This window comes from Streptomyces ureilyticus (genome assembly GCF_011045025.1).
Lineage (GTDB): Bacteria > Actinomycetota > Actinomycetes > Streptomycetales > Streptomycetaceae > Streptomyces > Streptomyces ureilyticus.
Genome location: NZ_JAAKZX010000124.1, coordinates 15,136 through 28,683 on the forward strand (window position 1 = coordinate 15,136; position 13,548 = coordinate 28,683).

The 13,548-nt window shown below is 69.7% G+C and carries 10 protein-coding genes and 1 riboswitch; of the genes, 9 read left to right on the plus strand and 1 reads right to left on the minus strand.

Annotation, left to right across the window (positions count from 1 at the left end; genetic code table 11):
* Window positions 1-15: 15 nt before the first annotated feature.
* Window positions 16-714, minus strand: coding sequence for a class II aldolase/adducin family protein (locus G6048_RS30795; protein ID WP_165342886.1), 699 nt, complete (start codon window positions 712-714; stop codon window positions 16-18).
* A 195-nt stretch (window positions 715-909) separates the two neighbouring features.
* Between G6048_RS30795 and G6048_RS30800 the strand changes: the two genes are divergently transcribed.
* The 9 genes from G6048_RS30800 to G6048_RS30840 form a co-directional block, all read left to right on the plus strand.
* Entirely contained in the window at window positions 910-1,671 is a 762-nt protein-coding gene (locus G6048_RS30800) for a lysozyme (RefSeq protein ID WP_165342887.1), read from the plus strand.
* 238 nt (window positions 1,672-1,909) lie between these two features.
* Entirely contained in the window at window positions 1,910-3,151 is a 1,242-nt protein-coding gene (locus G6048_RS30805; RefSeq protein ID WP_165342888.1) for an inorganic phosphate transporter, read from the plus strand.
* 12 nt (window positions 3,152-3,163) lie between these two features.
* Window positions 3,164-3,385, plus strand: a complete 222-nt coding sequence (locus tag G6048_RS30810; RefSeq protein WP_165342889.1) for a hypothetical protein — start codon at window positions 3,164-3,166, stop codon at window positions 3,383-3,385.
* 92 nt (window positions 3,386-3,477) lie between these two features.
* A riboswitch (cobalamin riboswitch) is annotated at window positions 3,478-3,621 on the plus strand.
* A 124-nt stretch (window positions 3,622-3,745) separates the two neighbouring features.
* A complete protein-coding gene (locus tag G6048_RS30815) occupies window positions 3,746-4,717 on the plus strand; it encodes a cobalamin biosynthesis protein (protein WP_165342890.1) in 972 nt (323 codons plus the stop codon).
* The gene (locus tag G6048_RS30820) at window positions 4,714-6,225 is read left to right on the plus strand and encodes a cobyric acid synthase (RefSeq protein ID WP_165342891.1); all 1,512 of its coding nucleotides are present in this window, start codon (window positions 4,714-4,716) and stop codon (window positions 6,223-6,225) included. Before G6048_RS30815 ends, G6048_RS30820 begins: the two co-directional genes overlap by 4 nt.
* Entirely contained in the window at window positions 6,222-9,875 is a 3,654-nt protein-coding gene (cobN, locus tag G6048_RS30825) for a cobaltochelatase subunit CobN (protein WP_165342892.1), read from the plus strand. Before G6048_RS30820 ends, cobN begins: the two co-directional genes overlap by 4 nt.
* A 169-nt stretch (window positions 9,876-10,044) precedes the next feature.
* Window positions 10,045-12,120, plus strand: coding sequence for a putative cobaltochelatase (locus G6048_RS30830; RefSeq protein ID WP_165342893.1), 2,076 nt, complete (start codon window positions 10,045-10,047; stop codon window positions 12,118-12,120).
* Window positions 12,120-12,719 carry a cob(I)yrinic acid a,c-diamide adenosyltransferase gene (cobO, locus tag G6048_RS30835; protein ID WP_165342894.1) on the plus strand — a complete coding sequence of 200 codons (600 nt, stop codon included), beginning with the start codon at window positions 12,120-12,122 and terminating at the stop codon, window positions 12,717-12,719. The genes G6048_RS30830 and cobO overlap by 1 nt, the downstream gene beginning before the upstream one ends.
* A partial coding sequence (locus G6048_RS30840) for a cobyrinate a,c-diamide synthase (protein WP_165342895.1) occupies window positions 12,713-13,548 on the plus strand: 836 nt, incomplete at its 3' end. The genes cobO and G6048_RS30840, both read left to right, overlap by 7 nt.

The window sequence follows — 13,548 nt, forward strand, 5'->3', positions numbered from 1 at the left end:
CCGAAACCCCTATGGCTATGACTGGCCGTACCCCTTCAACCGCTCCCCCACCTCGGCCACCTGCTCCTCGCTCAGCAGCGACGGCGAGTGACCCGGAAGCGACGAAGCCGTCAGCCACAGGCGGCACATCCACTCCAACTGGGCCGTGCGGTCGTAGGCCTGGTGGAGGGTGGTGCCGTAGGTGAGGGTGCCATGGTTCTGGAGCAGGCAGGCCGTGCGGTTCCGCAGCGCGCCGAGCATGTTCTCGGCCAACTTTTCCGTGCCGTAGGTCGCGTAGGGGGCGACGCGGACGGGTCCGCCGAGCGCGGCGGCCATGTAGTGGATGAGCGGCAGCTCGGGCACGAGCGTGGAGACGGCCGTGGCGTGCACGGCGTGCGTGTGGACGACGGCGCGGGCGTCGGTGGCGCGGTAGACCGCCAGATGCATGGGCAGTTCGCTGGTCGGAACGAGTGAACCGAACACCTGCCGCCCGTCGAGACCGACCCCGCAGACGTCCTCGGGCCCGAGTTCGTCGTACGGGACTCCGCTCGGCGTGACCAGGACGGTCTCCCCGACGCGGACGGACACATTGCCCGACGTACCGACGACCAGCCCCTCGGACACCGTCCGGCGGGCTGTCGCCACCAGCTCGCGCCAGGCCCGCTCCGTCGCGTCCCGCGCGCACTGCCCCTCCGTGTCCCGCCCGTCCCCTGCGTCCCACCGCTGTTCAGCCATGCCGCGATCCTGCCAGCCGAGGACACCGACCCGGCGCGGGCGAGGGCACTTTAGGGCGGAGCGCGCACCTCCGAAAGGGCGCAGAAACGAACAGAACGCCCACTCGAAACAATTGGCCGACGAGCGACGGGGATTCGCGGACCCTCCCATACCCTCAGGGAGATTTGTCGTGCACGCAGCCATTCCGGGGGAAAGATGGCCCGTGATCGCAAACCGTCCCGAAGTCGCCGACTGTCCCACAGCCGCCGTGCCCGCTTCGCCGTACTTTCCGTGGCGACGCTGACCATCGGCACCACCGCTCTCGTAGAGGTGCCGGTCTCTGCGGCAGCAAAGCCCAAGGGACACGACGTCTCCTCGCACCAGAAGAACGTCAACTGGGCGAAGGCGAAGAGCAAAGGCGCCAGGTTCGTCTACGTGAAGGCGACCGAGTCCCACACCTACCTCAATCCCTATTACGGCCAGCAGTACCACGGCGCGCGCAGCGCGGGCCTGGTCCGCGGGGCGTACCACTTCGCGCTGCCGCACAAGTCGTCCGGCAAGACCCAGGCGGCGTACTTCGTGCGCAACGGAGGCGGCTGGCGGGCGGACGGCTGGACGCTGCCGCCCGCGCTCGACATCGAATACAACCCGTACGGCAAGAAGAAGTGCTACGGGCTGAGCAAGTCCAAGATGGTCAGCTGGATCAAGTCGTTCAGCAACGAGGTGAAGCGGCAGACCGGCCGCCGTCCGGTGATCTACACCACCACGCACTGGTGGAAGAACTGCACGGGCAACAGCGCCGCGTTCGCCTCCAACCATGCACTGTGGCTGGCCCGGTACAGCTCGTCGGCGGGGTCGCTTCCCGCAGGCTGGCGGACCTGGACGTTCTGGCAGTACGACAACGGCGGGACGCTGCCGGGTGACCAGAATCTCTTCAACGGGTCCATGAGCCGGCTCAAGAAGTTCGCGAAGGGCTAGAAGCAGAAGCGCTGGAGGCACGGGACAGACCCACCAGCAAGGGCAGGCGGAGCCCGGTCCTCCGCCTCAGTTCGACTACGACGCCGCCACTCCGGTCGACTACAGCACCGCCCCTCCGGGTACTCGGAGGGGCGGTGACTCTTTTTGATACACCTCGTGGTCCTATTGAGTTCATCTTCCGTTCATTCACGTTGCCTACGGTCAACGAACCGCTGACGTCCAATAGAAGACCGGGTAAATGGAGAACTTCTCGCTGATCCTCGCGATAGTGGTGGTCACCGCCCTCGCGTTCGATTTCACGAACGGTTTCCACGACACCGCCAACGCGATGGCCACCACCATCTCGACCGGCGCGATGAAGCCCAAGGCCGCGGTGGCCATGTCCGCCGTACTCAATCTGGTCGGCGCGTTCCTCTCGATCGAGGTCGCCAACACCATCTCCAAGGGCCTGGTCGACGAATCCGGCATCCAGCCCGAGGTGATCTTCGCCGCACTCGTCGGCGCCATCCTCTGGAACCTGCTGACCTGGCTCGTCGGCTTGCCGTCCAGTTCCTCGCACGCCCTCATGGGCGGCCTGATCGGCGCCACCATCGCCTCGGCCGGCATGGGCGCGGTGCACGGCGACGTCCTCGTCACCAAGGTGCTGATCCCCGCGATCGCCGCCCCGCTGGTCGCGGGCCTCGCCGCGATGCTCGCCACCCGGCTGACGTACCGGCTCGGCCGGAACGCGAACGGCGAAGCCGCCAAGAAGGGCTACCGCTCCGGTCAGATCGCCTCCGCCGGACTCGTCTCGCTGGCGCACGGCACGAACGACGCGCAGAAGACCATGGGCATCATCACCCTCGCCCTGGTCACCGGCGGCGCCATCGCCCCCGACTCCGACCCGCCGGTCTGGGTCATCCTCTCCGCCGGTCTCGCGATCGCGCTCGGCACCTACCTCGGCGGCTGGCGCATCATCCGGACGATGGGCAAGGGCCTCACCGACCTCCAGCCGCAGCAGGGCTTCGCCGCCCAGACCAGCGCGGCCACGGTCATCCTGGCCTCCTCGCACCTCGGCTTCTCCCTGTCCACCACGCACTCGGTCTCCGGCTCGGTGATGGGCGCGGGCCTCGGCCGCAAGGGCGGCGTCGTCCGCTGGTCCACCGCCACCCGGATGTTCGCCGCCTGGGGCCTGACGCTGCCGGCCGCGGCCCTGGTCGCCGCGATCGCGGAGTACGTGACCTCCTTCGGCACCTGGGGCACCGCGTTCGTCGCCGTCTTCCTGATCGCGTCCAGCGCCGCGATCTGGGTGGTCTCCCGCCGCGAGGTGGTCGACCACACGAACGTCAATGACACCGACGACACGAACGTCGATGACACCAACGACACAGAAGAAACCACCGACGTGATGAGCACGGCCATCGCCGCCGTCACCCCGCCTCCGCCGGGCCACGTCGAAGAGCCGGACACCGAGCCCGCCACCCGCACCGCCACGGTCTGAGGAATCCACCGCATGCACATCGACTGGGCAGCCCTCGGCTCCGTCTTCGGAGTCAGCCTCATCGTCACCGTCGCCCTCGTGGGCGCGTTCACCCTCGGCATCGCCGGGCTCTCCCGGCGCGAATCGGCCTCCGCACAGGGCGATTCCGCGCCCCTGGCGACGACCGGCGCGTACGCCTGCTTCGCAGCGTGCGCGGCGGCGGTCGCGTACGGCATCTACCTGATCGTGGCCTGACGCCCCGCACCCCACCCGACGACGTCCTTCGGCCCACACTCCTGTGTGGGCCTTCGCACACTCTCCCGCCGCAGGTCAGCGGCAAGTTGACGGCTGTTCGTGGGCGTGGTGGACTGCCCGAGCCAAGTACGACGGCAGAAGAGGAAGCCGGTGTGAGTCCGGCGCGGTCCCGCCACTGTCACCGGGGAGGCAACTCCCCGGGAGCCAGGAACTCTCGCCGCCGGTCTCGTCGAACCAGGGCGCGGACACCCTGAGTGAGGACATATCGCCATGCGCGGCTGCCTGTTGCGGATCAGTTTGCCGAGTACGAGGGTTTCGAGGACCCCGAGGGTGCTGCCTGACGTAGCGACAGGCTGACCCATGCGTGCCGATCGCGTTTTCGCGTACGGCGCCGCCGCCGGCCTCCTCGGTGACCAACTCCTCGGCGATCCGCGCCGTGGGCATCCGGTGGCCGCGTTCGGGCGGGCCGCGGGCGCCGTGGAGCGGGTGCTGTGGCGGGACCACCGTGGGTGGGGCGCGCTGCACACCGCCGTGTGCGCAGGCGGTGCCGTGTCCCTCGCGGCCCTCGCCGCCACCTCCGTACGTACGTCCCGTACCGCCTCGGTCGCGCTGACCGCCGCCGCCACCTGGGCCGTGGTCGGCGGGACTTCGCTCGGCCACGAGGCCCGGGCCATCGGCGAGGCACTCGCCGCAGGGGACATCGAGAGGGCCCGGGAGCGGCTGCCGCACCTGTGCGGACGGGACCCGCAGGCGCTGGACGCCGACGGGATCGCCCGCGCCGTCGTCGAGTCCGTCGCCGAGAACACCTCCGACGCGGTGGTCGGCGCGCTGGTGTGGGGCGCCGTGGCGGGTGTGCCCGGCCTCGTCGGCTTCCGTGCCGTGAACACGCTGGATGCCATGGTCGGGCACAGGTCGCCCAAGTACCGGCGGTTCGGCTGGGCTTCGGCACGGCTCGACGACGTGGCGGGCTGGCCGGGCGCCCGCCTGACCGCCGTGCTCGCGACCGTCGCGGGCGGCGATCCCCGCGGGGCCGTACGCGCCTGGCGCGCCGACGCCACCCGGCACCCGAGCCCCAACGCCGGGCCCGTCGAGGCCTCGTTCGCGGGGGCGTTGAGCGTACGCCTGGGCGGAACGCTGTCGTACGGCGGACGAGTTGAGCACCGGCCGGTACTCAACGGCGAGGGGCGGACCGTCCAGGTCGACGACATCGAGCGGGCCGTACGGCTCTCGCAGCGCGTGAGCCTGCTCGCGCTCGGTGCTGCTGTCGCCGGGCGGCTCATCACGAGACGGCTCCTCACCGGTCGGCTCCTCACAAAGGGGCGTACGTCATGAGCGGCGGCGGGCTGCTGGTCGCCGGGACGACCTCCGACGCCGGCAAGAGCGTCGTCACCGCCGGGATCTGCCGGTGGCTGGTGCGCCAGGGCGTCAAGGTCGCGCCCTTCAAGGCGCAGAACATGTCCCTCAATTCGTTCGTCACGCGCGAAGGCGCCGAGATCGGTCGCGCGCAGGCCATGCAGGCACAGGCCGCACGCGTCGAGCCGACGGCGCTCATGAACCCCGTACTTCTGAAGCCCGGCAGCGACCGCAGCAGTCAGGTCGTGCTGATGGGCAAACCGGTGGGCGAGTTGAGCGCGCGCGGCTACCACGGCGGGCGTCAGGAGCAGCTCCTCGGGACCGTGCTGGAGTGCTTGGCCGAGTTGCGGGGCACGTATGACGCGGTGATCTGTGAGGGGGCGGGCAGTCCCGCCGAGATCAATCTGCGGCGGACCGACATCGTGAACATGGGGATCGCCAGAAACGCCCGGCTCCCCGTGCTCGTGGTCGGAGACATCGACCGTGGCGGGGTCTTCGCGTCGTTCTTCGGGACGATCGCTCTGCTGTCGCAGGAGGATCAGGAACTCGTCGCCGGGTTCTTGGTCAACAAGTTCCGCGGCGATGTGTCGCTGCTGGAGCCGGGGTTGGACATGCTCCACGACCTCACCGGCCGCTCCACGTACGGCGTGCTCCCCTTCCAGCACGGCCTCGGCATCGACGAGGAGGACGGAATGGCGGTGTCGCTGCGAGGCGCTGTCCGCGAGTCCGCGGTCGCTCCGCCCGTCGGGGAGGACGTCCTACGGGTCGCTGTCTGTGCCGTCCCCCTGATGTCCAACTTCACCGATGTGGACGCGCTGGCCACCGAACCGGGCGTCGTGGTGCGGTTCGTGGACCGGGCAGAGGAGTTGGCCGACGCGGATCTGGTCGTCGTGCCCGGCACCCGGGGGACGGTCAGGGCCCTGGAATGGCTGCGGGAGCGCGGACTCGCGGATGCGCTGATGCGCAGAACCGCCGAAGGACGGCCCGTCCTCGGTATCTGCGGCGGCTTCCAGATCCTCGGCGAGCACATCGAGGACGAGGTCGAGTCGCGCGCGGGCCAGGTCGACGGGCTCGGACTCCTCCCCGTACGGGTGCGGTTCGCGCGCGAGAAGACCCTCACGCGGCCCGTCGGCGAAGCGCTCGGCGAGTACGTCGAGGGGTACGAGATCCACCACGGCGTCGCCGAAGTCACCGGCGGCGCCCCCTTCTTGGACGGCTGCCGGGTCGGCGAGGTCTGGGGCACGCACTGGCACGGCTCGCTGGAGTCGGACGGATTCCGGCGGGCTTTCCTGCGCGAGGTGGCGGCCGCCGCGGGCCGCCGTTTCGTACCGGCCGCCGACACGTCGTTCGCCGCGCTGCGCGAGGAGCAGCTGGACCGGCTCGGCGATCTGATCGAGAACCACGCGGACACGGACGCGCTGTGGCGGCTCATCGAGTCGGGCGCGCCCTCAGGACTGCCCTTCATTCCACCGGGAGCGCCCGTATGAGCACAGTGCTGTTGTTGTCGACCGCCGATACGGATCTGCTGGCGGCCCGTGCCGCTTCCGGCGCCTCGTACCGGATCGGCAATCCGACCCGGGTGGATGTGGCGGACGAACTGCCCGCGCTGCTCGAGGGCGCGGACATCGCCGTGGTACGCCTGCTGGGTGGCAAACGCGCCTGGGAGGACGGGCTCGCGGCGTTGAAAGCATCCGGGATCCCGACGGTCCTGCTCGGCGGAGAGGCCGTCCCCGACGCGGAGTTGATGGCCGAGTCATCGGTACCGGCCGGTGTCGTGGCGGAGGCGCTGCGGTACCTCGTCGAGGGCGGCCCCGGAAACCTCGCCGAGCTGGCCCGCTTCCTCTCCGACACCGTGCTGCTCACGGGCGAGGGCTTCGAGGAGCCCCGGAAGATGCCCGAGTACGGGCTTCATGGAGAGCGTATGCATGTGGAGGGCCGCCCCACGGTCGGCGTGCTCTTCTACCGGGCCCACGAACTCTCCGGTAACACCGCCTTCGTGGACACCCTGTGCGACGCGATCGAGGCGCGGGGAGCCAACGCCCTTCCCGTGTACTGCGGTTCGCTGCGCGGCGCGGATGCCGGGCTGTACGAGATCCTCGGGCGTGCGGATGCCCTGGTCGCGACCGTGCTCGCGGCGGGGGGCACGCACGCCTCGCAGGCGTCGGCGGGCGGGGACGAGGAGGCCTGGGACATTGGGGCGCTGGCCGACCTCAACATCCCTGTACTGCAAGGGCTTTGCCTCACCTCGTCGAAGCAGGCGTGGGATGAGTCCGATGCCGCCCTCTCCCCCATGGACGCGGCGATGCAGGTCGCGATCCCGGAGTTCGACGGGCGGATCGTCACGGTCCCGTTCTCCTTCAAGGAGCAGGGCCCGGACGACGTTCCGGTGTACGTCGCCGATCCGGAGCGAGCCGGGCGGGTGGCCGGAATCGCCGTACGGCACGCGCAGTTGAAGCACAAGCCGAACGAAGAGAAGCGGCTCGCGCTCGTCTTCACCGCCTACCCGACGAAGCACTCGCGCGTCGGGAACGCGGTGGGGCTGGACACGCCGGCATCGGCGGTACGGGTGCTGGATGCCTTGCGGGACGCGGGATACGGGGTGAGCGGGTACCCGTCCGGCGGCGACGAGTTGATCCACCGGCTCATCGAGGCCGGCGGTCACGACGTCGAGTGGTTGACGGAGGATCAGCTGGCCGCCGCGCCGGCGCGCGTGCCGCTCGCCGACTACCAGGCGTGGTTCGAGAAGCTCGACCCCGCGCTGCGGGAGGGGATGCTGGAGGCGTGGGGCGAGCCGCCGGGGTCGTTGTACGTCGACGGGGACGACATCGTGCTGGCGTCCCTCCAGTTCGGCAACGTCGTGGTGATGATCCAGCCGCCGCGCGGCTTCGGCGAGAACCCGATCGCCATCTACCACGACCCGGACATGCCGCCGTCGCACCACTACATGGCGGCGTATCGGTGGTTGGAGAATTCGTTCGGGGCCGACGCCGTCGTGCACATGGGCAAGCACGGCACGATGGAGTGGCTGCCGGGCAAGGGGCTTGGGCTGAGCGGAGGTTGCGCACCGGACGCGGTGCTCGGCGACCTGCCGCTGATCTACCCCTTCATCGTCAACGACCCCGGCGAGGGCACCCAGGCCAAGCGCCGCGGTCACGCCACGGTCGTCGACCACCTGGTACCGCCGATGGCGCGCGCGGACACGTACGGGGACCTGGCGAAACTGGAGCAACTCCTCGACGAGTACGCGCTCGTGTCCGACCTGGACCCGACGAAGGCTCCCGCCGTGCGGGCCCAGATCTGGACACTGGTCAAGGCCGCCGAGTTGCACCATGACCTGCACGTGGACGATCAGCCGGACGACGACGCGTTCGACGAGTTCGTCATGCACATCGACGGCTATCTGTGCGAGATCAAGGACGTGCAGATCCGGGACGGGCTGCACATCCTTGGCGGCGGTCCGGAGGGCGAGGCGCGCGTCAATCTCGTACTGGCGGTGCTGCGGGCCTCACAGGTGTGGGGCGGTGCGGCGAACGCGCTGCCGGGGCTGCGGGCCTCGTTCGCGTCTCATTTCGGGCTGGTCGAGAAGGAGTTGCTCGCCGAGCCGGGGGCGCCGGTGAAGGTGCCGGCCGAGCTGACGGACCTGGTCGAGGGACCGTCGCGTACGGCTTCGGACGCGATCGACCTGCTGGAGATCCTTTGCCGCCAGGTCGCGGAGGGTATGGAGGAGCGCGGGTGGGACGTCGCGGCGGTTCCTGATCTTGTGGGTGAGGTTGCTGGTACCGAACTCCCGGATGCCGTAGCGGTGTTGGAGTTCGCGTGTAGGGAGGTCGTGCCGCGGCTGGCTCGTACTACGGACGAGATCGATCACATCCTGCGGGCCCTGGAGGGCGGTTATGTCCCGGCGGGGCCGTCGGGTTCGCCGACGCGTGGGCTCGTGAATGTCCTGCCGACTGGCCGTAACTTCTACTCCGTCGATCCCAAGGCCATTCCGTCCCGGCTGAGTTGGGAGGTCGGGCAGTCGCTCGCGGACTCGCTGGTGCAGAGGTATCTGGCCGACACCGGGGAGTACCCGAAGTCCGTCGGGCTGACGGTGTGGGGTACGTCCGCGATGCGTACGCAGGGCGACGACATCGCGGAGATCCTTGCGCTGCTGGGGTGCCGTCCGGTGTGGGATGACGCGTCGCGGCGGGTGACGGGCTTCGAGGTGGTTCCGGTGGAGGAACTGGGGCGGCCGCGGATTGACGTCACGGTCCGGATCTCCGGGTTCTTCCGGGATGCGTTCCCGCATGTGGTGGGGCTGATTGACGATGCGGTTCGGGCGGTGGCTGAGCTTGAGGAGCCCGCGGACAGCAACTTCGTGCGGGCGCATGTGGAGGAGGACGCCGCTGCGCATGGGGATCGGCGGCGGGCTACGGCTCGGATTTTCGGGTCCAAGCCCGGGGCGTACGGGGCAGGGTTGCTGCCGTTGATCGATGCGCGGAACTGGCGGTCCGACGCTGACCTCGCCGAGGTGTACGCGGTGTGGGGTGGTTATGCGTATGGGCGCGGGCTTGAGGGGCGGGCGGCTCGGGGGGATATGGAGACGGCGTTCAAGCGGATCGCTGTGGCGGCGAAAAACGTCGACACGAGGGAACATGATCTTGTCGATGCCGACGATTACTTCCAGTATCACGGCGGCATGGTCGCGATGGTGCGGCATCTGACGGGGACCAGTCCTGAGGCGTATGTGGGGGATTCGGCGACTCCGGATCAGGTGAAGACACGGACTCTCGGCGAGGAGACCCATCGGGTTTTCCGGGCCCGGGTGGTCAACCCGCGCTGGATGGCGGCCATGCGCAGGCACGGCTATAAGGGAGCCTTCGAGATGGCGGCGACCGTCGACTACCTCTTCGGGTACGACGCGACGGCCGGGGTCGTGGACGACTGGATGTACGAGAAGTTGTCGGCGGAGTACGTCTTCGATCGCGAGAACCAGGACTTCATGCGGAAGTCCAACCCGTGGGCATTGCGCGGCATCACCGAACGTCTGCTGGAGGCGGCAGAGCGCGGGCTGTGGGCGGAGCCGGACCAGGAGACCCTGGACCGGCTCCGGCAGACCTACCTCGAGCTCGAGGGCGATCTGGAGGGAGACGAGTGATCTCCCTGGGAACCTCCGCGTCGGCGAGGACGACAGCGCGCGAACAGCGGTGCTCTTCGCGGTGCCCGAACCACCCCCGCATCGGCGGGGACCAGGCCTTCACCCAGACCAGCCGGCGACCGGACCGCGAGCCGCTTTCTCATGAGTCACCCGAAGGAGTGATCGCCGCGTGAGTACCCCGTTTCCGTTCACGGCCGTCGTCGGGCAGGACGACCTGCGGCTCGCGCTGCTGCTGAACGCGGTGTCACCCGCGGTGGGCGGTGTGCTCGTCCGTGGTGAGAAGGGCACGGCCAAGTCAACGGCGGTGCGGGCGCTTTCGGTGTTGCTGCCCGAGGTGGAGGTGGTCGCCGGGTGCCGTTTCTCCTGCGACCCCGGCGCGCCCGACCCGGGCTGCCCCGACGGACCGCACGAGACCGGCAACGGCACCACGCGTCCCGCCCGCATGGTCGAACTGCCCGTCGGCGCCTCCGAGGACCGACTTGTCGGCGCACTCGACATCGAGCGGGCGCTGGCGGAAGGCGTCAAGGCGTTCGAACCCGGTCTGCTCGCCGACGCTCACCGCGGGATCCTCTACGTCGACGAGGTCAACCTCCTCCACGACCACCTCGTCGACCTGCTCCTGGACGCGGCCGCGATGGGCGCCTCGTACGTCGAACGCGAGGGTGTCTCCGTACGGCATGCGTCGAAGTTTCTGCTCGTCGGGACCATGAATCCCGAGGAAGGCGAGTTGCGCCCCCAACTGCTCGACCGTTTCGGGCTGACCGTCGAGGTCGCAGCCTCGCGGGAGCCCGACCAGCGTGTGGAGGTCGTACGGCGTCGGCTCGCGTACGACGACGACCCCGCCGGGTTCGCGGCACGCTGGGCCGACGAGGAGGCCGCCGTACGGGCGCGGATCGTGGCGGCTCGGGAGTTGTTGCCGTCGGTCCGGCTGGGCGATGCGGCGTTGCGGCAGATCGCGGCGACCTGTTCCGCCTTCGAGGTCGACGGCATGCGCGCCGACATCGTGATGGCCCGGACCGCGACCGCGCTGGCCGCGTGGGCCGGCCGCACCGACGTACTCGCGGAGGACGTCCGGCAGGCCGCGCTGCTCGCGTTGCCTCACCGTCGGCGGCGTAATCCCTTTGATGCGCCGGGACTTGATGAGGACAAGCTCGACGAAACCCTGGAGGAGTTCGGGGGCGAGGGCGACTCCGGCGACGAGGATCCGGATCCGGACGGGCCCGGCGGTGGTGGGCAGCCGCCGCAGGACGGGCCGGACGGGGATGACCCGCCCGCCGGTGATGTTCCGGCGCAGAGCGAGTCCTCGGAGGACGAGGGGGAGGCGCCGGCCGCTCCCGGTGGCGGTGAGCAGTCTCCCGTACGAGCTGCCGAGCCCTTTCGTACCAAGATGCTGAGCGTGCCCGGGCTCGGCGAGGGTGCTGCCGGCCGGCGGTCGCGGGCGCGGACCGAGCACGGGCGGACCACCGGGGCCCGGCGGCCCCAAGGCGCGCTCACCAAGCTGCACTTGGCGGCGACCGTGCAGGCCGCGGCCCCGCATCAGCGGGCACGCGGGCGGTCGGGGACCGGGCTCGTCGTACGGCGCGACGATCTGCGGCAGGCGACCCGGGAGGGCCGCGAGGGGAACCTCGTTCTGTTCGTCGTCGACGCCTCCGGCTCCATGGCCGCCCGGCAGCGGATGAGCGCCGTGAAGGGGGCGGTGCTGTCGCTGCTGCTCGACGCGTATCAGCGGCGGGACAAGGTGGGGCTGGTGACCTTCCGGGGGAAGGACGGCGAGGTCGTGCTGCCGCCGACCTCGTCGGTGGACGCGGCGGCGGCCCGGCTGGAGTCGTTGCCGACGGGGGGCCGGACGCCGCTGGCCGCGGGGCTGTTGAGGGCCCATGAGGTGCTTCGGGTGGAACGGCTCAGGGATCCCGCGCGGCGTGCGCTCGTCGTCGTGGTGACGGACGGACGGGCCACAGAAGGAGGTGTGGCGCGAAGCGCCTCGGACAGGGGCGGTGGTCGGGCGGCGGGCGGGACGGACCCGGTGGCGCTCTCGGGGCGCGCGGCGCGGCTGTTCGCGGCGGATGGGGTCGCGTCCGTCGTCGTCGACTGCGAGTCGGGGCCGGTACGGCTCGGTCTTGCCGGGCAGCTCGCCGGTGAACTCGGCGCTACCGCAGTGACCTTGGACGAGCTGCGCGCCGACTCGATCGCCGGGCTCGTCAGGGATGTACAAGGCAGCAGGGGCAACAGCAGGAGGGCCGCGTAATGCCGCAGGGGCAACCAAGTGTCGTACCGGATGACGGGTTGACGACTCGTCAGCGGCGTAATCGTCCTCTCGTCGTCGTGCATACGGGGATCGGCAAGGGCAAGTCCACCGCCGCTTTCGGGCTTGCGCTACGGGCCTGGAATCAGGGGTGGCCGATCGGGGTGTTCCAGTTCGTTAAGTCGGCGAAGTGGAAGGTCGGCGAGGAGAACGCGTTGCGGGTGCTCGGCGCCTCCGGCGAGGGCGGGTCCGTCGACTGGCACAAGATGGGTGAGGGCTGGTCCTGGGTGCAGCGCGACTCCCAGATGGACAACGAGGAGAAGGCCCGCGAGGGGTGGGAGCAGGTCAAGCGGGACCTCGCTGCCGAGACGTACAAGCTGTATGTGCTGGACGAGTTCGCGTACCCCATGCACTGGGGGTGGATCGATGTCGATGAGGTCATCGCCGTGCTTCGGGATCGGCCGGGGGCGCAGCATGTCGTGATCACCGGGCGGAACGCGCCCGAGAAGCTCGTCGACTTCGCCGATCTCGTCACCGACATGTCCAAGGTCAAGCATCCGATGGACGCCGGCCAGAAGGGCCAGAGAGGCATCGAGTGGTGACGTCCGTCCCTCGGCTGGTCATTGCCGCGCCTTCTTCCGGCAGCGGCAAGACCACTGTTGCTACGGGGCTGATGGCGGCGTTCGCCTCGCGGGGGCTAGCCGTGTCTCCGCACAAGGTGGGGCCCGACTACATCGATCCCGGGTATCACGCGCTTGCCGCCGGGCGGGTGGGGAGGAATCTCGATGCGTATCTGTGTGGGGCGGAGTTGGTGGCTCCGTTGTTCGCGCATGGTGCGCGTGGGTGTGATGTCGCGGTGGTCGAAGGTGTGATGGGGCTGTACGACGGTGCCGCCGGGGAGGGGGAGTTGGCGTCCACCGCTCATGTGGCGAAGTTGTTGCGGGCGCCGGTGGTGTTGGTTGTGGATGCGTCTTCGCAGGCTCGGTCGGTGGCTGCGCTGGTGCATGGGTTTGCTTCCTGGGATCCCGAGGTGCGGGTCGCGGGGGTGATTCTCAACAAGGTGGGGTCCGAGCGGCATGAGGTGATGTTGCGGGAGGCGTTGGACGAGGCCGGGGTGCCTGTGCTTGGCGTCTTGCGACGCGCTCGGGAGGTGGGGACGCCGTCTCGGCACCTTGGGCTGGTGCCGGTTGCCGAGCGGCGGGCGGACGCTGTTGAGGCGGTTGAGGCTTTGGCCTCGCAGGTGCGGCAGGGCTGCGATCTGGATGCGCTGCTTGCGCTGGCGCGCAGTGCGCCTGGGTTGTCGGGGGCTGCGTGGGATGCGGCTGAGGTGGTGGCCTGCGAGGCCGCCCAGCTCTCCAGCAGCGGGTCGGCCCCGTGCGGCAGCACGGCCTTGAACACGGCGGACATGCGGTCGGAGATCTGTCTCTTAGA

Bases quoted from the DNA above. Each gene is read 5' to 3' on its own strand.
- G6048_RS30810 (WP_165342889.1), top strand. From the start codon at position 3,164: ATGCACATCGACTGGGCAGCCCTCGGCTCCGTCTTCGGAGTCAGCCTC.
- cobO (WP_165342894.1), top strand. From the start codon at position 12,120: ATGCCGCAGGGGCAACCAAGTGTCGTACCGGATGACGGGTTGACGACT.
- cobN (WP_165342892.1), top strand. From the start codon at position 6,222: ATGAGCACAGTGCTGTTGTTGTCGACCGCCGATACGGATCTGCTGGCG.
- G6048_RS30820 (WP_165342891.1), top strand. From the start codon at position 4,714: ATGAGCGGCGGCGGGCTGCTGGTCGCCGGGACGACCTCCGACGCCGGC.
- G6048_RS30795 (WP_165342886.1), bottom strand. From the start codon at position 714: ATGGCTGAACAGCGGTGGGACGCAGGGGACGGGCGGGACACGGAGGGG.
- G6048_RS30800 (WP_165342887.1), top strand. From the start codon at position 910: ATGGCCCGTGATCGCAAACCGTCCCGAAGTCGCCGACTGTCCCACAGC.
- G6048_RS30815 (WP_165342890.1), top strand. From the start codon at position 3,746: ATGCGTGCCGATCGCGTTTTCGCGTACGGCGCCGCCGCCGGCCTCCTC.
- G6048_RS30805 (WP_165342888.1), top strand. From the start codon at position 1,910: ATGGAGAACTTCTCGCTGATCCTCGCGATAGTGGTGGTCACCGCCCTC.